Genomic DNA, 18,905 nt, shown 5'->3' with positions numbered 1-18,905 from the left:
TCGCCTCCACGTCATCCTCGGCCTTCGCCGAGCATGACGAGGAGACGAATCTATTGGAGAATGCGCCCGCCACGCACTCTCCAACCCCCACCTACAGCGCCTTAAGAATCTGCTCGACCATCTTCTTCGCGTCGCCGAACAGCATCATCGTGTTGTCCTTGAAGAACAGCTGATTCTCGACGCCCGAATAACCCGAGCCCATACCGCGCTTGACGAACAACACCGTCTTCGCCTTGTCCACTTCCAGAATCGGCATGCCGAAAATCGGCGAGCTGCGGTCGGTTTTCGCCGCCGGGTTCGTCACGTCATTCGCGCCGATCACGAAGGCCACATCCGCCTGTCCGAATTCGGCGTTGATGTCCTCAAGCTCGAACACCTCGTCATACGGCACATTCGCCTCGGCCAGCAGCACGTTCATGTGGCCCGGCATGCGCCCGGCCACCGGATGGATGGCGTAGCGCACATCGACACCCTCCTCCTTCAGGCGGTCCGCCATCTCGCGCAGCGCGTGCTGCGCCTGCGCCACCGCCATGCCGTAGCCGGGAACGATGATGACCTTGCCGGCATTCTTCATGATGAACGCGGCATCCTCGGCGGCACCCTGCTTGACCGGCCGCGTCTCAACCACACCGCCGCCCGCCACCGCATCCTCGCCGCCGAAGCCGCCGAGAATGACCGAGACGAAGCTGCGGTTCATCGCACTGCACATGATGTAGCTCAGGATAGCGCCGGATGAGCCGACCAGCGCGCCGGTAATGATCAGCGCCAGGTTGCCGAGCGTGAAGCCGATGCCTGCAGCGGCCCAACCCGAATAGGAATTGAGCATCGACACCACGACCGGCATATCCGCGCCGCCGATCGGAATGATCATGAGCACGCCCAAAGCCAGAGCCGCGATCACGATCAGCCAGAACACGATATGCGCCTGCGTCAGCGGGAACAGGATCACCAACAGCACCATCGCCGCGACAAGCGCCAGGTTGATGAAGTGCCGCTGCGGCAACATGATCGGCCGGCCGGACATATTGCCGTTGAGCTTGGCGAAGGCGATCACGGAGCCCGTGCAGGTGATGGCGCCGATCGCCGTGCCGATCGACATCTCGACCAGCGAACCGCCATCGATATGGCCCGGAATGCCGATGTTGAAGGCTTGCGGCGCGTAGGACGCCGCCGCCGCGACGCAGACCGCGGCGAGGCCGACGCCCGAATGAAATGCCGCGATGAGCTGCGGCATCGCCGTCATTGCCACGCGCCGCGCGACCACGGCGCCGATGCCGCCGCCAATGGCGAGACCGAAAATCACGAGCAGCCAGCCGCCGAGACTGTCGGAGGGCGCCGCCGCGAGCGTGGTGAGAATGGCGATCGCCATGCCCGCCATGCCCATGAGGTTGCCGCGGCGCGACGAACTCGGCGAAGACAAACCGCGCAATGCCAGAATGAACAGGATGCCGGCGGCGAGATAAAGAAGCTGAGCGATGTCGATGAACATGGCGCGCGCTCAGTGCTTTTTCACGGCGGTCGCGGATTTGGGTCTGTACATCCCGAGCATTCGCTGCGTCACCAGGAAGCCGCCGAAGATATTGATCGACGCCAGCACAAGCGCCACGAAGCCGAAGCATCGCGCGACCCAGGGGCCGCCGCTCATCACGTTATGCAGCGAAACCCCAACGGCGAGCAGCGCGCCGACCACGATCACCGAGGAGATCGCATTCGTTACCGCCATCAGCGGCGTATGCAAGGCGGGGGTCACCGACCACACCACGTAGTAGCCGACGAAGATCGCCAGCACGAAGATCGCGAAGCGGAAGATGAAAGGATCCACCACTCCCAAGGTAAGCACATGGGCGGCTGCCCCCGCGCCGGTGGCGATATGATCGGCGTTCTCGTTCATCGTGATTTCCCCTGGCGCCGTTCGGCGGCCGCTTCCCTCGACATCCTGGGCATTGGCCGAGGATCCGCGTCGTTACTCTCCCGCCGGGCCACCTAGGCCGCCTTGAAATTGGGATGCACCACCTGGCCGTCGTGCGTCAGCAGCGTGGCCTTGATCAGCTCGTCGTCCCAATTGGGACTGACGGCCTGGCTGGTCTTGTCGATCATCGTCTCCACGAAGGCGAGCAGGTTGCGCGAATAGAGCGCTGAGGCCGAGGCCGGCAGCCGGCCAGCCACATTGGCATGGCCCAAGATCCGCACTCCGTTCGTCGTCACCACCTCGCGCCCCGCTTCTGAGCCCTCGACATTGCCGCCGCGCTCGACCGCCAGATCGACGATCACCGAACCCGGCCGCATCGAGGCGACCATCGCCGCATTCACCAGTCGCGGCGCCGGGCGGCCTGGAATGAGCGCCGTGGTCACCACGATATCCTGCTTGGCGATATGGCCCACCACAAGCTCGGCCTGCTTGGCCTGATATTCCGCCGACATCGGCTTCGCATAACCCGTCGCGCTCTCCGCCTGGCGGAACTCGTCATCCTCCACCGCCAGGAACTTGGCGCCGAGGGAGGCCACCTGCTCCTTCGCCGCCGGCCGCACATCCGTCGCGGTCACGATGGCGCCGAGCCGGCGCGCGGTGGCGATCGCCTGAAGTCCGGCGACGCCGACGCCCATCACGAAAATCCGCGCCGCCGGCACTGTGCCCGCCGCCGTCATCATCATCGGCAGGGCGCGGCCATAGCTGCTGGCGGCGTCAATCACCGCGCGGTAGCCGGCGAGATTTGCCTGCGAGGACAGCACGTCCATGCTCTGCGCCCGGGTGATGCGCGGCATGAGTTCCATCGCGAAAGCCACCAGCCCGGCGCTCGCCATCTGCGCCAGCGCGGCTTCCTGGCCGTAAGGGTCCATGATCGCCAGAACCAGCGTGCCGGGGCGATAGGCCTGCAGCTCCTCCGGCTTTGGCCGTCGCACCTTCAGGACGATATCGGCTGTCCGCGTTACCTCGGCCGGGTCGCCGAGATCGGCACCGGCCTGCGCGTAATCCGCATCCGGGATGCCCGATCGCATCCCCGCGCCACGCGCCACCACGACCGTGGCACCAAGCTTGATGAGCTTTCCGACCGTTTCCGCGGTGGCCGCGACGCGCGGTTCATCAGCATCGATTTCGACGGGAACGGCTATTCGCATTGGGTTTCCTCGGCTCGTTGACGAGAGACTAACCTGCTTTGTTCGTTCCGGCGACTGCTCCGATGCTCGCCAACATCACGCAAGCGATACCGGCCAGCGGCAACGGCCCGAGGCGCTGGCCGAGTACAAGAAGGCCCATGGCGGCGGAGGTCGCGGGCTCCAGGCTCATCAGGATGCCGAAGGGCCGCGGCTGCATACGCCGCAGCGTCGCCATTTCGAGCGCGTAGGGCAGAAACGGGCTGAGGATCGCGACACCCGCCATCGCGATGACAAGACCCGGGCCAATCGACCGCCAATGGACGGCAAGCACCGGCGGCGCCATCACGAGCGCCGCGACGCAGAGCGAGACGGTGAGGCCCTGCAACCCGCTGAAAGTCTCGCCGACCCGGCGGGTGAGCACGATATAGGAGCCCCAGCAGACCGCCGCCCCGACCGCGAAGGCATAGCCGGAAAGGCTGGAGCCCCCGCCACCCCGCGTCAGCAGCGCGACACCGGCGGCGGCCAGCGCAGCCCAAAGCAAGTCCCGGGCATTGCGCGACCCGCCAATGGCAACCGCGAGAGGACCGAGGAACTCGATCGAGGTCACCATCCCCAGCGGGATTCGCGCCGCCGCCTCGAAGTAGCACAGCGTCATGGCGCCGGTGACCAGACCGAGGCAGGCGCCGCCAAGTAACCGTGGCCCACTACCGGAACCCAGCCGAGGTCGTGCCACCGCCAGCAGGAACAGCGCCGCCCAGACCAGCCGCAGGCTGGTCGTTGTCGCCGCGCCAACCTGAGCCATCAGCGGTACTGTCAGCGCGCCGCCGAGCTGGACCGAAATCATCGCCGTGAGCGGCCAAAGCGGAACCGGGATGCGCCCGAGGGCTCCCGCGACAGCCCTCACTGCTTGGGAGTCGTATCCGCCGAGGCCACGGGATAGCGCGCGAGCAGCGCCGCCAAGACTCCATTGGTCCAGCCGAAGCCGACTTGCAGCTTGTATTCGCCGCCGCCCGCGCGCTTCGCGACCTCGTTGGTATCGACGTTGTATTTCTCGACCAGCACGCCGTCATTGGCGAAGCCGGCGACGACCCGGGTCTCCCAGCGCCCCGCGATCTGCCGGGCCAATGCCTCCGAGCCGTAGGAGGACAGCCCATCGATGCCCATCCACTGCAAGGGCGCCCAGCCATTCGGCGCGTCCCATTGCTGGCCGGTGGCAGCCGTCGTGGTGCGCAGCCCGCCAGGACCGAGCAGCTTCGCCGCCACCGTCGTCGCCACGGCACGCGCTTGTTCGGTGGTCGCGACGTGGAAGAACAGCGGCACGAGAGTCGCGGCCGAGAGCACGCCCGTCTGCTTCCCGGCCACCCAATCGTAATCGGTGAAGTCGCCTCCGTTCTGATCCCACATCAACTGCCGGATCGCCTCGGCGCGCTTGGCGGCGAGGTCGCGGTATTTGGCGCTCTCCGCCATCTGATTGGTCAGGCGGTAGCCATAGGCGAGGGCGCTTTCGAGGTGGAACAATTCGCTGTTGAGATCGACCGGAAGAATCTCGGTGGTATGCAGCGTGGCGAGGCTATGGCCGTCGGCGAACCAGCGCGAGCTATAATCCCAGCCGGATTCCGCCCCCGCGCGCAGGTCACGGTAGACCTCGGCGGGGGGGCGATGCGTGGTCGCGGCAGTCGCCACGTCCTCGGCATAGGATTCGTCACGCGGCGTATCCCGCTCGTCCCAATAGCGGTTGAGGAGTGTGCCGTCGGCCAGCCGCACAGCATTGCGGGTGGCCTTGCCGGGCTCCAGCGCATCCGCGCCCTCCATCCAGTAATCCTCCTCCGCCTGCATCGCAGGGAGGTAGGTCGCATAGAGCGCCGCGCGGCCTTTGAGATCCTTGGGAGCGGAAAGCAGATCGACCATGCAGGAGAAGAACGGCGGCTGGGAGCGGCTGAGGTAGTAGCTGCGATTGCCGTTCGGCATGTGGCCATAGCGCTGGATCAGGGCGGCGATGTTGCGCACCATGTCTTCGGCCAGCTCGGTCTGCCCGTCCTGTTCCAGGCCGAGCATGGTGAAATACGTGTCCCAGTAATAGATTTCGCTGAAGCGGCCGCCCGGCACGATATAGGGCGCCGGCAGAGGCAGCAGCGAGGAATAGCGCTCGCCTTCATCGGCCGGGCGCCGCAGCAGGGTCCAGAGATCGGTGATGTATTCGCTGACCGTCTCGTCCTTCCGCCGGTTGTAGGAGACCGTCTTCAGCACCGGCGGCGTGAAATGCGCGGCGACAAAGGCGTGCAGATCGAAACCGGCCGCGTCCTTCTGCGCAGCGTAGTCGGCCAGAATCGCATCCGGCGCCTCCTTCGGAATCGCGTCGGCGAAGGTCTTCTGGTCGGCGAAGACATGTCCCAGCTCGACGGCGCTATAGAGCGAACCGAAGATCACGGATGGCGGCAGCGGATCGGGCTCCCGCGCATGGGCGGCGGAACCCGCGAGCAGGCCGCAGACCAAGCCGGTGGCGATCAGGACGTGGCGCAAACTCGTTCTCCCCGCGGCGGTGGCTTCTTGCTTTGGCGCCGTCCTACCAGACGAAGCTGGGGATCGTCGCTATCGGCGCCAGCCCGGCGGCCGCCGCCTCGGCCTCAGCTTCGGCCGTACGGCCCACCAGATCATGGATGCCGCCGAGCACCCAGCAGGACTCCAGCCCGACCGCCGCGGCACCGGCGATATCGGTCCGCAGCGCGTCTCCCACCACCAGCACGCGCTCGGGCGGCACGCCGAGCAGGGCCAATGTTGGCGGATAGATGGCGGCATCCGGCTTGCCGCGCTGCACCACCTCGCCGCCCATCCCCGCATAGACCTCCGCCAGCGCGCCGGCGCAGAGAATGCGCTGACCCTCCCGTACGATGACCAGATCGGGATTGGCGCAGAGCATGGGCAGTTCGGCGCGGCGGCAGGCTTCCAGCGCCGGCACATGGGGCGCGATCTCCGTGGCGCTGACGGCCTCGTCGGCGCCGATATTGAGGACGAAATCGGCATCCTCGGGGCGCAGGGCGATGTCGATGTCGAGCCCTTCGAGCAATGGCAGGTCGCGCGGCGGCCCGAGCCAGAAGGCGCGGCGTCCGAGGCGCGCGAACCAGGGATCGGCGCGGGTGAACAGCCCCTCGTAGATCGCCTCGCCGCTGGTCATCACGCCATCATAGAGTTCCGGCGGGATACCCATGGCCGTCATCCCCCGCGCCACCGCGATGGCGCGGCGTGGCGCGTTGGACAGCAGCACGACGCGGCGGTCACGGGCGCGCAGCCGCTCCATCACCTTCACCGCGCCGGGATAGGGCCGCACCCCGTCATGAATGACGCCCCAGAGGTCGAGGATGAAACCCTCGTAGCGCGGCGCGAGCGGCGCCATTCCGGCAAGGTGGTCCATGGTGGTCACGCCTCCTCGGCCAGCCGCTCGGCATCGGTGCCCACGGCCGCGCTGATAGTCTGGTAGCCGGCCGTCGCCAAGGCGCGCACCAGGTCCCGCTTGATAAGCGGGATGAGGGCGGGGCCGTGATAGGCGAAGGCCGTATAAAGCTGCACCAGGCTGGCCCCGGCGCGGATCTTGGTCATCGCATCGGCGCCGCTCTCGACACCGCCGACACCGATCAGCGCCAGCCTCCCCCGCGCGAGCAGGAAGGCCCGCGCCAGCACGCGCGTCGAGAGACCCATAAGCGGCCGTCCCGAAAGCCCGCCGATCTCGCGCGCCATCGCGGAGCGCAGGCCCGTTGGCCGGCTGGTCGTGGTGTTGGTCAGGATGAGCCCGGCGACACCCGCCGCGACCGCCACCTCGACCACCGCCGCCAGGCCCTCATGCGAAAGATCGGGCGCCAGCTTCACGAACAGCGGCGGCGAATCCGGCACGGCCGCGCGCATGGCACCGAGGATGGCGGCCAGCCGCGCCTCGCTTTGAAGGTCGCGCAGGCCCGGCGTATTGGGCGAAGACACGTTGACGACGACGTAGTCCGCGAAAGGCGCGACCCGCGCGAGGAGCGCAGAGTAGTCGCGCTCGGGCTCCGCGCCGTCTTTGTTCACGCCGAGATTGGCGCCGATCGGCACCGGATGCGGGCGGGGCAGGGCGCCGAGCCTCCGCGCATAGGCGTCGATGCCGCCGTTGTTGAAGCCCATGCGATTGATGACGGCGACATCCTCGGCCAGCCGGAATTGCCGGGGGCGCGGATTGCCCGCCTGCGGGCGGGGCGTCACGGTGCCGACCTCGACAAAGCCGAAACCGAGACCCGCCAACGGGACTGCGGCCACCGCATCCTTGTCGAAGCCGGCTGCCAGACCGATCGGATTGGCAAAGCGCAGACCCGCCACCTCGGTCGCCAGCGAACCGCTGTCTACGACATCGGAATGAGGAACGAGACCAGCGGTGAGTGCCCTCAAGCCAAGACGATGCGCGCGCTCCGGATCGAGACACCGCAACAGGGGCATGGCGAGCTTGGTCAGCACGCCGGGGAACCAGACGGGCGGCTAATCGTTACTCCCCTCCCTGCAAGGGAGGGGCTGGGGGTGGGTACTGGGGCGCGGCGATACGCAAGGCTTCGGCGCCCGGACCAACCCACCCCTAACCCCTCCCTTGCAGGGAGGGGAAAAGGACACCAGCGACCCGGTTCAGCCAACCGCGCATAAACATATATTTATGCGTCAGCCGCCGCGATCGCCGCGTTCATCGCGCGCACGCCTGCGGCCGGGCCGTCCGGGTGGTCCCAAACCGCGCTGACGACCGCCAGGAAATCGGCGCCAGCCTGCACCAGCGGAACGCAATTCGCCGGAGTGATGCCGCCGATCGCCACCGTCGGCAGTTCCATGACATCGCTCCACCAGGTCAGCACCTCTGGCTCGGCCTCGATCTCGGCTTCGGTCTTCGTGCCGCTACGAAAGAAAGCGCCAAAGGCCACGTAATCCGCGCCCGCCTCGCCCGCCGTCATGGCGAGATCCCGGCTGCCGTGGCAGGAAACCCCAAGCGTCAGATCCTTTCCCAGCAGCCGCCGCGCCTCGGCCACGGGCGTATCCGTCTGCCCGACATGGGCACCGTCGCAGCCCATCTCTCGCGCCAGATCGGGCCGGTCGTTGAGAAGGAAGGCAACATTGCGGGATTGCGCGACTGGCCGAAGCACATCGACCGCCCGCCGCAGCGCGTCGTCCGAGAGATCCTTCAGCCGCAGTTGCAGCGCGCCGACATCCCCGGCATCCAGCGCCGCCGCCAGGATATCGGCGAAGGCCGCCGGGTCGAGCTTCGGCGGCGTGACCAGATACAGCCGGCAGCCCGCCCCGTCGCTCATGCCGAGGCAACAACCCGCAGGGGGGTAAAGCCAAGGGCTTCGTCGCGCAGGCGCTTAATGGGGACGGTGACCTGCATGGCAATTCTCAGCGCTTCTTGGCCCAAAATCGGGCGCATCCGGGGGCGAAGACCTAGGCGAAATCGCTCTCCATGTCACGTTGGCCCTAGCCACCCGGCGAGCCGCCGCCGCGCCCCCGGCTGCGCGAGATCAAGCGCCGGCGGTGCCTCCGCCAGCACCACCGCGCCGCATTCGGCGGCGAGCGCCTCAACACGTTCAAGAAGCAGCCGAGGTGTGCCGACCAGAACAACCTGCCGCTGGCCTTCCCGTATCGCCTCCGCCGCCCGGCCAGGGGAGTCGGCGCAATCGAGAATGTCGGTAAAGGCAGGGTGAGGATGCTCGGCATGCGCCGCCGCAATCAGCGCAATCCACCACCCGACCCCCGCATACACCGCCGCGCCCGGCGCGGAGAGCAGAGTAAGGGGAAGACCCAGGGCCAAAGCGTCCCGCGCATCGGCTAGCCCATGGATAATGACGGCAGGCGGAAGCTTGGGCGCCACGTTCTCAGGTCCTTCCACGACACCAGCCGCCGACCCGCCGCATCCTAGCCCCGCCTCGCCGCGAGATCACGTCTGGGGCCGATCCTTTATGACGTGCTCAAACACCGGCCTTCATCCTTGACGCCTCCGGCCCGACCTGTGCTGACTTACGAGAGTGTTACGAAGGGCGGCACGTTAGACGGATGTCGGAAACCGGGGATACAAGCGCCAACCTGCGGCGTCTGGAGGCGGCGCTCGAGCGCATCGCTCAGGCCGCGCGACGACGACCGCCCGCGCCGCAACCGGCCGCCGAGCCCGAAAGCAGGCCGGCGCCCCGCGACAGCGCCGACAAGACCCAGCCCTGGGCGCCCGCATCCAACCACGACGAAGCCGTGCTCAAGATCGACGAGATCATCGGCGGCTTGCGCAACGCGCTCGGCATCGAGCGGAACGGATAGGCCGCCATGGGACAAGTTACCCTTCTCATCAACGGCTATTCCTATGTCGTCGGCTGCGAGGACGGTCAGGAACGGCACCTCGAGGCCATGGGCCGCGAGGTGCAGAAGCGCATCGACGGTATCAAGGCTTTGGGCCAGACCGGCGAAGCCCGGCTCCTGGTTCTGGTGTCGCTGCTGATGGCCGATGAGCTGCACGACAAGGACGCCTTCCTCGCCAATCAGCCACACCAGAACGGTCACACGGCCACGGCGGATCCGCAGATCGGCGATGCCGTCCGCCGCCTGGCGGAGCGTGCGGAAGACATTGCGGCAGCCCTCGAACGCGCCTAACTATGGCGGGCGGGGCTTCCTGGTTCGACAGGCAAGACATCCCCAGGGCCGATAAGCAACTCCCTCGGGAGCTGGCGCTGGTCTGATCCTGGTCAGGCTAACTGGCCCCCACCTGCACAAGCAGGCCTTGGGAGGATGCATATGCCACCGGCCGAGGCGGCTCCGCACTTTCCTCGATCTTCGTTCGATAGGCCCGGCTGATTGAAGCAGCCGTTCCCTCCGCCCATCGAGCCGGAAGCTATCGCCGAAGCCAAAACCGCCGCCCGACATGTCGCGCGAGCCCGGCGATTGGGCATCGATCCCGCGCTCGGCACACTCCTTGCGGCCAACCTCTTCGACGACCCCAAACTCCGTTCCGCCCATATCGTCGGCGGCTTCTGGCCGCTGCCGGAGGAGATCGACATCCGGCCGCTTCTCCATGCGCTGCATGACCGCCGCCAGCGCATTTGCCTCCCCGTCACCGGCCGGCGGGGCCATCCCCTGACCTTCCACGAATGGCACCCCGAGACGGAACTCAGCACAGGCCGCTTCGGCACGAGCCATCCAGACGGCGCCAGGCTGATCCCCGACCTGCTGCTCATGCCGCTGCTCGGCTTTGACCGCCAGGGCACCCGGCTCGGCTATGGCGGCGGCTATTACGACCGCACCATCGCGGCACTGCCGGGAGCCTGGCGCTATGGCTGCGCCTTCGCCGCGCAGGAATTCGACAGCCTGCCCTCCGGCCCCTATGACGCGCCCCTGCACGCGGTCGCGACTGAGCTGGGGCTGCGCCATTTTGGCTGAGGCCCACGGCCGCTCGCGCGCCGCCTGAGAGGGAGCGCGATGCGGATTTTGTTTCTGGGCGATATCGTCGGCCGCGTCGGGCGCGATGCCGTGGCCGCCGCCCTGCCCGAGCTGCGCCGCCGGCTGCGGCTCGACCTCGCCATCGTCAATGCCGAGAACGCGTCCCACGGCTTCGGCCTCGCCCCCGAGATGGCGCGTGCGCTGTTCGAGGCCGGGGCGGATGTGCTCACCCTCGGCAACCACGCCTGGGACCGGCGGGAGATCATCCCCTTCATCGCGACCGAGAAGCGGCTGATCCGCCCCATCAACTTTCCCCCGGCCACGCCCGGCGCGGGCAGCGTGTTGCTGACCTTGGGCGACGGCCGCCGCGCTTTGGTGCTCAACGCCATGGGCCGCCTGTTCATGGAGGCGCTGGACTGCCCCTTCCGCGCCACCGAGGATCTGCTGACCCGTCACAAGCTCGGCGCCACGGTGCAGGCCATCATCTGCGACTTTCATGCCGAGGCGACCAGCGAGAAGGCCGCCTATGCCCATAGCTTCGACGGCCGTCTCTCCCTCGTCGTCGGCACCCACACGCATGTCCCCACCGCCGACCATCAGATCCTGCCCGGCGGCACTGGCTTCATGACCGATGCCGGGATGTGCGGCTCCTATGACGGCGTCATCGGCATGGGCAAGCAGCCGGCGATCGAGCGTTTCTGGAAGAAGATGCCCGGCGAGCGCCTGCAACCCGCGGAAGGCCCCGCCACGCTGTCGGGAGTCTTCCTCGAAACCGACGACACAACGGGCCTGGCGCGCCACATCGCGCCTTTGCGCCAAGGCGGCCGCCTGGCGGAGACGTTTCCGGAGTTCTGATCCTGTCGGCTCAGCCCACGCCCGCGATGACTCCCCAACGTCATCCTCGGCGAAGGCCGAGAATCCCCGCCTTTCCTCGCCGCGGCTCCAAAAGGCGTGGATGCGGCCTTCGCCGAGCATGACGAGGTGGGCCGACCGCTACCGCCGACCCGAACAAAACTCCCGTTTTTGCCGCAGACGCTCGTTGCTAAATCGAGTTAAAAGTCTCGCATGCAGCTTGCCGCCGTTACCATGGTCTACAACGATCCCGACTACATGGACCCGTGGTGCCGCCACTACGCCAGGCAGGTGGGTGCCAGGAACTGCTACGTGATCGACCACGGCTCCGATGACGGCACCACCGATCATCTCGGCGAGATCAAAGTGATCCGCCTGCCGCGCAGCCCAAAGGACGAATCCGGGCGGGCACGGCTCGTCTCGTCATTCTGCGCCGAACTGCTGCGGCGCTACGACGCCGTTATCCATGTCGATGTGGACGAGTTGCTCGTCGCCGATCCGCGCCACCACCGGGACCTCGCCGATTGCGCCATGGCGATGAAGGGTGGCGTGCTGAACGCGATCGGCCTGGAAGTGTGGCACCGGCCGGACGACGAAGCGGCGATCGATATAGCCCAGCCGATTAGCGAGCAGCGGCGCTGGCTATGGTTCAACTCGGCGCTGTGTAAGCCGGCGCTCATTCGCGAGCCCGTCACCTGGCCAGCGGGTTTTCACAGCGTGGCCGCGCCCGTGGTCTTCGAGCACCTCTATATGTTCCACCTGCGCTATTTCGACCGCGACCGCGGCCTCCGCCGTCTCGCCCAGACCCGAGGCATGGCCTGGGCCGACGCGCATTCCTCGCTGCATCAGCGCGGCCCCGACCAGGAATGGCTCGACCGGCTGCACGCCGTCGGGAACTTGCCGGAGGAAGCCGGAGACTTCGAGCCTAGGCAGCAACCTTTGGCACGGTTGCTCGATCAGGTGGTGGCGAGCCAGGCCGGGCTGGAGGCGGAGACCTATCGCTTCGCGCTGAACATCCACGGCCACACCCGGCTGGTCTTGCCGCCACGCTTCAGGGGCAGGTTTTAGAGCGCCGGATGTCTGTGGCTTGAACCGCAATCCACAGATCCGCCAGGGCACGCGAAGGCGTGCCATCCACGCCTTTGCTTAGTCGCCGAAGCCAAGGCGTGGATCCCCGGCCTGCGCCGAGCATGACGCGGGGAGTGAACGCGGTTCAAACCCGAAACGTCACGCTTCCGGCCCCTCGCTGCCTCAGTCGGACATCGCCGGTTCGTGGGCGCGCAGGCGCTCGCGCTCAACCTCGGTGATGTAATCGCGGGTCAGCGGCGCCGCGGTCTGTTCGCGGGTGATCTGGATCTGGAAATTGACGTGTTCCTGATAGCGGAAGGCCAGCTCCGAGCCGGCCAGATAGAACTCGAACATCCGGCAAAAGCGCTCGTCATACAGTGTACTGATGGCGTCCCGGTTGGCCGCGAAGCGGCGGCGCCAGTGCCGCAGCGTCTCGGCGTAATGCAGCCGCAGGATTTCGACATCGGTGACGAGGAGGCCCGATTTCTCGATCGGCAGCATGGTCTCGGACAAGGCGGGGGAATAGCCGCCGGGGAAGATGTATTTCGCGATCCAGCTATTGGTGGTGCCCGGCCCGTCGCTGCGCCCGATGGTATGCAGCAGCGCCACCCCGTCCGGCTTCAGCACGCGCTTGAGCACATTGAAGAAGGTCCGGTAATGGTTGACGCCGACATGCTCGAACATGCCGACCGAGACGACACGATCGTACGTCTCCCGCACCGCCCGGTAATCCAGCAGCTCGAACTTCACCCGATCCGACAGACCCTCGGCCTCGGCACGGGCACGCGCCTCATTGAGCTGTTCGGTCGAGAGGGTGATGCCGGTCACACGGGCGCCGTAGTCGCGCGCCAGGGTCAGCGCCATGCCGCCCCAGCCGCAGCCGATATCGAGCACCGTTAGTCCCGGCCGGTCGAGCTTCAGCTTGGCGGCGATGTGGTGCTTCTTGGCGGTCTGCGCCTCCTCCAGCGTCTCGGTGCCGGTGCGGAAATAGGCGCAGGAATATTGCCGGTCGCGGTCGAGGAACAGGCTGTAGAGCCGGCCGTTGAGGTCATAGTGATGCGCCACGTTGCGCCGCGCGCGCACAGTGGAATTGATCTGGCGGAGGCGCCGCACCATGGTTCCGGCGAGGATGCGGCCCTTGAGGGTCGGCACCGCCGCGATGCCGGCGGCCTGCAGGTTCGACAGCAGAACCTCCAACACCTGGTAGATATTGCAATCCACCGGGGCGAGGCTGCCGTCCATGTAGGCTTCGCCGATGGCGAGACCGGGATGCAGCACGAATTGGCGCACCATCCGGTCGTGGGCGATCTTGATTGTAACGGGGCTGTTCTTGTCGGGGCCGTAGCTGCTGCGCTCGCCATTCGGCCAGATCACTGAAAGACCCCCCTGCCGTATCAGGCGGGTGAGTAAGCGGTCCAGCATCTGTCGCATGGCACTCTCTCGTCTATCGTCGCACAGGCTCTCCAACAGACAGGCGATAACCCGCTCTTAGCGATTTCGCAAGCAAAGGTAACACGGAGGTAATAATCCGGGCGAAAGACACCGTTGCGCACAGCGAATGCCGCTCGCGAGACTTGACGCGCAGGGCGATCCGGGGCGTCGAGTCGCGGTTATTTGGATGGGGCTTGGGGCTCGGTCTTTGCCGAGCGCGGCGAGACTTGGGCGGCCCCTCCCGGCACGGGAGAGGCCGCGGCAAAGTCAGGCGGCTTCGGGGGCTTCTTCTTCGGTCCCGAAGATATCGGCGGCCGAAGGGCCTTCTTCCTCGGCGGCGCGGCCAACGGCCTCGCCACGGAGCTGCTTCTCGGCTTCCTCGGGGCTACGCGCGACATTCACCGCGACGTTCATGGTGACCTCGGGGTGGAGAACGACACGGACCTGGCGCACGCCCAGCGTCTTGATCGGGTGATCAAGCTCGACCTGGCCGCGGCTGATCTGCAGCCCGCCGGCCGTCGCACCTTCCGCGATGTCGCGGTTAGAGACGGAGCCGTAAAGGCTGCCGGCTTCACCCGCCTGGCGGATAAGCGTCACGGTCAGGCCGTGGACCCGCTCGGCGATACGCTCGGCTTCCTCGCGGCGCTTGATGTTCTGCGCCTCGAGATGCACGCGGTTGCCCTCGAACTTCGCGAGGTTGTCCTTGGTGGCGCGCAGCGCCTTCTTCTGCGGCAGCAGGAAGTTGCGGGCATAGCCCGGCTTCACCTTCACCACCTCTCCCATCTGTCCCAGCTTCTCGACGCGCTGGAGCAGGATCAATTCGATCGCGGCCATGATGCTCTCCCCTCAGTGCAGGACGTAGGGCAGCAGCGCCAAGAAGCGGGCGCGCTTGATGGCCCGTGCCAGCTCGCGCTGCTTCAAGGCGGAGACCGCCGTGATGCGGGAAGGCACGATCTTGCCGCGCTCGCTGAGGAAGCGGGACAACAGCCGCACGTCCTTGTAGTCGATCTTGGGCGCGTTCGGACCCGAGAAGGGGCAGGACTTCTTGCGGCGATAGAACGGCCGGCGCGCGCCAACGGCGGCGCGGCGGGCGGCGGGATTGACGTCTGTCGAATCGCTCATGGCTCAGACCTCCTCATGATGGCGGCCACCGCCACGCTCGTCTTCGTCATCGCGCGGGCCACGGAACTCCTCGCGGGCGCGGAATTCCTCACGGTCGTCATAGCGGCGACGGCCGCTGTCGAAGCGCCCAGCGGGCTTCGGCCCACGGAAGCCGCGATCATCCGACTTGCGGGAGAGCACGGCCGACGGCGCCTCATCGATCTCATCGACGCGGATCGTCAGGAAGCGCAGCACGTCCTCGTTGAGGAAGAGCTGGCGCTCCATCTCATTGAGGTCGGCGGGTTTGATATCCAGGCCGAGCAGCATGTAGTGGCCCTTCCGGTTCTTCTTGACCCGGTACGCGAGGCTGCGGAGGCCCCAGTATTCCCGCTTGCGCACGGTGGCGCCGGCGGCTTCCACCTGCGCCGTGATGGTGTCGGCGATCGTGTCGACCTGCTGCTGCGTGATTTCGCTGCGCCCTATTAGGACGCATTCATATAATGGCATTCTGTCCCTCCGGATGTATCGGCCCGAGGCTGCGGATCCGGAGGTTCCGGTCGCATACGAGCACAGCCGGGGAGATGCCTCGCCCCGGCAGGGAAGCGCGCCTAAATACACATACGCGGTCGTTTCGCAAGGCAAAGCTGGCCTGCGCGCCTCACCGTCACAGCGCGACGCTTGCCTTGCCGGGCGTCGCCCGCGTAAGTCTCGCCAAATCCGACGTTACGGCCGCTTAACCAGACAAGGTCCAAACACGATCGGCTGAGGCTCGCAGGACTTTACGGCGGGACGCCGGTAGCCGCGAGTGGAGCTGCGCCTTTCGAAGCCTAGCTATCTCGATCTTCATCGGCTCCGGCCCATCTCAAACGAAGACATGAACACATCGCCAGCCGCGGTTGCCACCATCCGCCAAAACGCTGCCACGCCCGCCTTGCTGCTGGGCGTGCTGGGCGTGGTGTATGGCGATATCGGCACCAGCCCGCTCTATACCTTGAGCACCTGCCTCTCCGTCTTCGGCGCGGCGGCTCTGACGCCAGGCACGGTGCTCGGTATCCTATCGATGATCTTCTGGTCGCTGATCCTCGTGGTGACCGTGAAATACGTGACCTTCGTGATGCGCGCCGACAACAATGGCGAGGGCGGCATCCTGACCATGATGGTGCTGGCGCAGCGCGTCACCCGGCGGCCCCGCGTCGCCGCCGCCGTCACCCTGGTCGCGATCGTCGGCGCCTGTCTGTTCTTCGGCGACGGCATGATCACCCCGGCGATCTCGGTGCTGTCGGCGGTCGAGGGCCTGGAAGTCACCTCGCCCTTCCTCAAGCCGGCGGTGCTACCGATCGCCGTCATCGTCATCGGGCTGCTCTTCGCCTCGCAGTATCGCGGCACCGCGATGATCGGACGGGTTTTCGGTCCGGTGATGGCGCTGTGGTTTCTGACGATCGGCTTGTTCGGCCTGCTCCAGATCCTCGACAACCCCTCGGTGCTCCGGGCGCTGTCGCCCACTTACATCCTGTATTTCGCCTTTCACCACGGGATCATGACCTTCGTGATCCTCGGCTCCGTTGTGCTGTGCGTGACGGGCGCCGAGGCGCTTTACGCGGATATGGGCCACTTCGGCCGCATCCCGATCCAGAAAGCCTGGACGTATTTCGTGCTGCCCTGCCTCGTGCTGAACTATTTCGGCCAGGGCGCCTTGATCCTTCATGATCCGCACGCCCTGGACAATCCGTTCTTCCTGCTCTGTCCGGTCTGGTTCCGGCTGCCGATGGTGCTGCTGGCGACGGCGGCAACGGTCATCGCCAGCCAGGCGATGATCTCCGGCGCCTATTCGATGGCGCGGCAATGCATGCAGCTCGGCTTCATCCCGCGCATGATCGTCCGCCACACCAGCGAGGTGGAGGAGGGCCAGATCTACTTGCCGCAGATCAACACCATGATGCTGGTCGGCGTGCTGGTGCTGGTTCTGTCGTTCCGTAGCAGCGCTTCCCTCGCGGCCGCCTATGGCATCGCCGTGACCGGCACCTTCACCTGCACCTCGGTTCTCTCGGCGCTGGTCTTCAGGCGGCAGTTCAAATGGTCGCGCGGCCTGGTCATCAGTGTCTTCGGCGCGTTCTTCGTGATCGACGCGCTGTTCTTCACCTCCAACCTGCTGAAACTGCCCGAGGGCGGCTGGGTGCCCCTCGCCGTTGCCGCAGTGCTGATGGCCGTGATGACCTCCTGGAAGCGCGGCCGAGATCTCATGTTCCAGCGCTGGAAGCAGGACAGCATGCCGCTGAACTCCTTCCTCGCCCGGCTTCCCGCTTCCCGCATCATCCGCGTGCCGGGCACCGCCGTCTTCCTCACCGGCAATGGCGGCTACGTGCCGAACGCCCTGCTGCACAACCTCAAGCACAACAAGGTGCTGCACGAGCGGGTGTTCCTGGTGACGGTGCAGACCGCAGACGTGCCCGAAGTGCCCTCGGCCGAGCGGGCGGAGGTCGAGGAGCTGATCCCCAACGTCAACCGGGTCATCGTCCGCTACGGCTTCAAGGAGAGCCCGAACATTCCCCGCGCACTTGAGGAGATGCGAGAAAGCGGCATCCCCTTCGACCCGATGCAGACGAGCTATTTCCTCGGCCGCGAGGTTATTGTCCCAGCTCTGGTCCCGAAACTGCCCTTCTGGCGGCTATGGCTGTTCCTGGTGCTGGCCCGCAACGCCGTGTCCGCCACCGAGTTCTTTCGTATTCCGAGCGACCGGGTCGTCGAGCTTGGGGTCCGGATCGCGATTTAGGCGTCGCCACTTTCGTCGTGACATGCGTAGGCATGCCATCCACGCCTTGCCGCGGACGGCCCCGCCTTCGTCACCCAAGCGAAAGCGTGGGTCCTCGGCCTTCGCCGAGGATGACGTGGTGAGGTGAGGATTGGTTCGCGCTAAAGCATCGCGATCTAGGCTCCGACGCCGCCGCTATTCATACTTGCGCAATACTCCCGATGCGAACCTCCCCCGGATCGGTCCGGCATTGGGGAAAACGTAATGGCTGACACCGACACAGCCGGCTTCAGATCGCGCGCCACCGCGATCGGTGTTGTCGCCATCCTGCTTTGGGCCGCACTTGCTCTGCTGACGGTACGCGCACGCGGCATCCCGCCCTTCGAGCTGCTCTGCCTCAGCTTCGGTGTCGCCTTCCTGTCCGGGATGGTGGCACTCGCGCTGCGCGGCCGGGCCGCATTGGCCCAGCTCTGGCAGCCCGCAGCGCCGTGGCTTACCGCCTTCTGTGGCATCTTCTTGTACCACGCGCTCTATTTCTTCGCTTTGTCCAAGGCACCGGCGGCGCAGGCCAGCTTGATCGCCTACCTCTGGCCGCTGCTGATCGTGCTGCTCGCGGCAGCCGCACCGGGCGGCGAGCGCCTGCGCGCGCGGCATCTCGGCGGTGCGCTGCTCGGCTTGGCGGGCACTACCCTCATCCTGACGGGACGGCCGCCAAGCGGCACAGCAATTGGGTCAGTCGCCGGCTATACGGCGGCTTTCGGCTGCGCTTTCGTCTGGTCGGGCTATTCGGTGCTCAACCGCCGGTTCGGATCGACGCCCAGCGGCATGATCGTCGGTGTCTGCGGCGCCGTCGCGGTGGCCGGCGGCGCCTGCCATCTCGCTTTCGAGCCCACCGTCACGCCCGTCCTGGGTCAATGGCTTGCCATCCTCGCACTCGGCATCGGCCCGACGGGTCTCGCTTTCCTCGCCTGGGATCATGCGACGAAGCACGGGCATCTGCCGCTCCTCGGCGCGCTCTCCTACCTGGCGCCCGCGGTCTCGACCCTTCTGCTGGTCGGCACCGGTCTGGTCCCGGCGAGCTGGTCTTTGCTGTTCGCCGCACTCCTTGTGGTCGGCGGCGCCCTCCTGGCCACCGGCATGCCGAGGCGCCGGCGGCCCGATTACACCAAGCGACAAGGGTATTGAGCGATTG

At 66.6% G+C, this 18,905-nt stretch carries 20 protein-coding genes and 1 other RNA gene; 8 read left to right on the top strand and 13 right to left on the bottom strand.

All coding sequences use genetic code 11. The annotated features are described in order from the left end of the window. Nucleotides 1–91: 91 nt before the first annotated feature. From GSQ83_RS28110 to GSQ83_RS28070, 9 genes are all read right to left on the bottom strand, one after another. Nucleotides 92–1,489 carry an NAD(P)(+) transhydrogenase (Re/Si-specific) subunit beta gene (locus GSQ83_RS28110; protein ID WP_158806245.1) on the bottom strand — a complete coding sequence of 466 codons (1,398 nt, stop codon included), beginning with the start codon at nt 1,487–1,489 and terminating at the stop codon, nt 92–94. A gap of 9 nt (nt 1,490–1,498) precedes the next feature. Continuing rightward, complete coding sequence (locus tag GSQ83_RS28105; RefSeq protein ID WP_158806244.1) at nt 1,499–1,891, bottom strand: proton-translocating transhydrogenase family protein; 393 nt, start codon at nt 1,889–1,891, stop codon at nt 1,499–1,501. A gap of 92 nt (nt 1,892–1,983) precedes the next feature. Next, entirely contained in the window at nt 1,984–3,117 is a 1,134-nt protein-coding gene (locus GSQ83_RS28100) for a Re/Si-specific NAD(P)(+) transhydrogenase subunit alpha (protein WP_158806242.1), read from the bottom strand. A gap of 28 nt (nt 3,118–3,145) precedes the next feature. After that, nucleotides 3,146–4,000, bottom strand: a complete 855-nt coding sequence (locus GSQ83_RS28095) for a DMT family transporter (protein ID WP_158806240.1) — start codon at nt 3,998–4,000, stop codon at nt 3,146–3,148. After that, nucleotides 3,997–5,616 carry an alpha,alpha-trehalase TreF gene (gene treF, locus GSQ83_RS28090; RefSeq protein ID WP_158806239.1) on the bottom strand — a complete coding sequence of 540 codons (1,620 nt, stop codon included), beginning with the start codon at nt 5,614–5,616 and terminating at the stop codon, nt 3,997–3,999. The genes GSQ83_RS28095 and treF overlap by 4 nt, the downstream gene beginning before the upstream one ends. 43 nt (nt 5,617–5,659) lie before the next feature. Further along, on the bottom strand, nt 5,660–6,505 hold the full coding sequence (locus GSQ83_RS28085; protein WP_158806237.1) for a TIGR01459 family HAD-type hydrolase: 846 nt from the start codon (nt 6,503–6,505) through the stop codon (nt 5,660–5,662). Between the two features lie 5 nt (nt 6,506–6,510). Beyond that, complete coding sequence (locus tag GSQ83_RS28080; protein ID WP_256367104.1) at nt 6,511–7,572, bottom strand: quinone-dependent dihydroorotate dehydrogenase; 1,062 nt, start codon at nt 7,570–7,572, stop codon at nt 6,511–6,513. Between the two features lie 188 nt (nt 7,573–7,760). Beyond that, nucleotides 7,761–8,405, bottom strand: coding sequence for a thiamine phosphate synthase (thiE, locus tag GSQ83_RS28075; protein WP_158806235.1), 645 nt, complete (start codon nt 8,403–8,405; stop codon nt 7,761–7,763). Between the two features lie 152 nt (nt 8,406–8,557). Then, on the bottom strand, nt 8,558–8,962 hold the full coding sequence (locus GSQ83_RS28070) for a hypothetical protein (protein ID WP_158806234.1): 405 nt from the start codon (nt 8,960–8,962) through the stop codon (nt 8,558–8,560). 182 nt (nt 8,963–9,144) lie between these two features. Here GSQ83_RS28070 and GSQ83_RS28065 point away from each other — a divergent pair, with 182 nt between their 5' ends. From GSQ83_RS28065 to GSQ83_RS28040, 6 genes are all read left to right on the top strand, one after another. After that, a complete protein-coding gene (locus GSQ83_RS28065; protein WP_158806232.1) occupies nt 9,145–9,399 on the top strand; it encodes a hypothetical protein in 255 nt (84 codons plus the stop codon). Between the two features lie 6 nt (nt 9,400–9,405). Then, nucleotides 9,406–9,729 carry a cell division protein ZapA gene (locus GSQ83_RS28060; protein ID WP_158806230.1) on the top strand — a complete coding sequence of 108 codons (324 nt, stop codon included), beginning with the start codon at nt 9,406–9,408 and terminating at the stop codon, nt 9,727–9,729. A gap of 9 nt (nt 9,730–9,738) precedes the next feature. After that, nucleotides 9,739–9,896, top strand: a non-coding RNA gene (gene ssrS / locus GSQ83_RS28055) — 6S RNA. Nucleotides 9,897–9,930: 34 nt separating this feature from the next. Then, nucleotides 9,931–10,512: a 5-formyltetrahydrofolate cyclo-ligase gene (locus GSQ83_RS28050; RefSeq protein ID WP_254065960.1), complete on the top strand. Its 582-nt coding sequence runs from the start codon at nt 9,931–9,933 to the stop codon at nt 10,510–10,512. A gap of 39 nt (nt 10,513–10,551) precedes the next feature. Then, complete coding sequence (locus GSQ83_RS28045) at nt 10,552–11,367, top strand: TIGR00282 family metallophosphoesterase (RefSeq protein WP_158806228.1); 816 nt, start codon at nt 10,552–10,554, stop codon at nt 11,365–11,367. A gap of 210 nt (nt 11,368–11,577) precedes the next feature. Then, a complete protein-coding gene (locus GSQ83_RS28040) occupies nt 11,578–12,432 on the top strand; it encodes a glycosyltransferase family 2 protein (RefSeq protein WP_158806227.1) in 855 nt (284 codons plus the stop codon). 183 nt (nt 12,433–12,615) lie between these two features. Here the strand turns inward: GSQ83_RS28040 and GSQ83_RS28035 are convergent, their stop codons facing one another. From GSQ83_RS28035 to rpsF, 4 genes are all read right to left on the bottom strand, one after another. Next, the gene (locus tag GSQ83_RS28035; protein ID WP_158806225.1) at nt 12,616–13,863 is read right to left on the bottom strand and encodes a cyclopropane-fatty-acyl-phospholipid synthase family protein; all 1,248 of its coding nucleotides are present in this window, start codon (nt 13,861–13,863) and stop codon (nt 12,616–12,618) included. Nucleotides 13,864–14,130: 267 nt separating this feature from the next. Next, nucleotides 14,131–14,697: a 50S ribosomal protein L9 gene (rplI, locus tag GSQ83_RS28030; protein ID WP_158806223.1), complete on the bottom strand. Its 567-nt coding sequence runs from the start codon at nt 14,695–14,697 to the stop codon at nt 14,131–14,133. A gap of 12 nt (nt 14,698–14,709) precedes the next feature. Then, a complete protein-coding gene (gene rpsR / locus GSQ83_RS28025) occupies nt 14,710–14,985 on the bottom strand; it encodes a 30S ribosomal protein S18 (RefSeq protein WP_158806221.1) in 276 nt (91 codons plus the stop codon). Nucleotides 14,986–14,988: 3 nt separating this feature from the next. Further along, a complete protein-coding gene (rpsF, locus tag GSQ83_RS28020) occupies nt 14,989–15,471 on the bottom strand; it encodes a 30S ribosomal protein S6 (protein WP_158806220.1) in 483 nt (160 codons plus the stop codon). Nucleotides 15,472–15,838: 367 nt separating this feature from the next. Here rpsF and GSQ83_RS28015 point away from each other — a divergent pair, with 367 nt between their 5' ends. Both GSQ83_RS28015 and GSQ83_RS28010 read left to right on the top strand, forming a co-directional pair. Next, nucleotides 15,839–17,734 carry a potassium transporter Kup gene (locus GSQ83_RS28015; protein ID WP_158806218.1) on the top strand — a complete coding sequence of 632 codons (1,896 nt, stop codon included), beginning with the start codon at nt 15,839–15,841 and terminating at the stop codon, nt 17,732–17,734. Nucleotides 17,735–17,977: 243 nt separating this feature from the next. Continuing rightward, nucleotides 17,978–18,898 (top strand): DMT family transporter, encoded by a 921-nt coding sequence (locus GSQ83_RS28010; protein ID WP_158806216.1) that lies wholly within the window; start codon nt 17,978–17,980, stop codon nt 18,896–18,898. Nucleotides 18,899–18,905 lie beyond the last annotated feature (7 nt).

This window comes from Acidisoma sp. L85, from assembly GCF_009765865.1.
Taxonomy (GTDB): domain Bacteria; phylum Pseudomonadota; class Alphaproteobacteria; order Acetobacterales; family Acetobacteraceae; genus Acidisoma.
Note: the sequence above shows the minus strand (reverse complement) of the source record. Positions and strands in the feature narration are given on the sequence as shown.

Bases quoted from the DNA above. Each gene is read 5' to 3' on its own strand.
- GSQ83_RS28110 (WP_158806245.1), bottom strand. From the start codon at position 1,489: ATGTTCATCGACATCGCTCAGCTTCTTTATCTCGCCGCCGGCATCCTG.
- GSQ83_RS28105 (WP_158806244.1), bottom strand. From the start codon at position 1,891: ATGAACGAGAACGCCGATCATATCGCCACCGGCGCGGGGGCAGCCGCC.
- GSQ83_RS28100 (WP_158806242.1), bottom strand. From the start codon at position 3,117: ATGCGAATAGCCGTTCCCGTCGAAATCGATGCTGATGAACCGCGCGTC.
- GSQ83_RS28085 (WP_158806237.1), bottom strand. From the start codon at position 6,505: ATGGACCACCTTGCCGGAATGGCGCCGCTCGCGCCGCGCTACGAGGGT.
- thiE (WP_158806235.1), bottom strand. From the start codon at position 8,405: ATGAGCGACGGGGCGGGCTGCCGGCTGTATCTGGTCACGCCGCCGAAG.
- GSQ83_RS28065 (WP_158806232.1), top strand. From the start codon at position 9,145: ATGTCGGAAACCGGGGATACAAGCGCCAACCTGCGGCGTCTGGAGGCG.
- GSQ83_RS28060 (WP_158806230.1), top strand. From the start codon at position 9,406: ATGGGACAAGTTACCCTTCTCATCAACGGCTATTCCTATGTCGTCGGC.
- GSQ83_RS28045 (WP_158806228.1), top strand. From the start codon at position 10,552: ATGCGGATTTTGTTTCTGGGCGATATCGTCGGCCGCGTCGGGCGCGAT.
- GSQ83_RS28040 (WP_158806227.1), top strand. From the start codon at position 11,578: ATGCAGCTTGCCGCCGTTACCATGGTCTACAACGATCCCGACTACATG.
- GSQ83_RS28035 (WP_158806225.1), bottom strand. From the start codon at position 13,863: ATGCGACAGATGCTGGACCGCTTACTCACCCGCCTGATACGGCAGGGG.
- rplI (WP_158806223.1), bottom strand. From the start codon at position 14,697: ATGGCCGCGATCGAATTGATCCTGCTCCAGCGCGTCGAGAAGCTGGGA.
- rpsR (WP_158806221.1), bottom strand. From the start codon at position 14,985: ATGAGCGATTCGACAGACGTCAATCCCGCCGCCCGCCGCGCCGCCGTT.
- rpsF (WP_158806220.1), bottom strand. From the start codon at position 15,471: ATGCCATTATATGAATGCGTCCTAATAGGGCGCAGCGAAATCACGCAG.
- GSQ83_RS28015 (WP_158806218.1), top strand. From the start codon at position 15,839: ATGAACACATCGCCAGCCGCGGTTGCCACCATCCGCCAAAACGCTGCC.
- GSQ83_RS28010 (WP_158806216.1), top strand. From the start codon at position 17,978: ATGGCTGACACCGACACAGCCGGCTTCAGATCGCGCGCCACCGCGATC.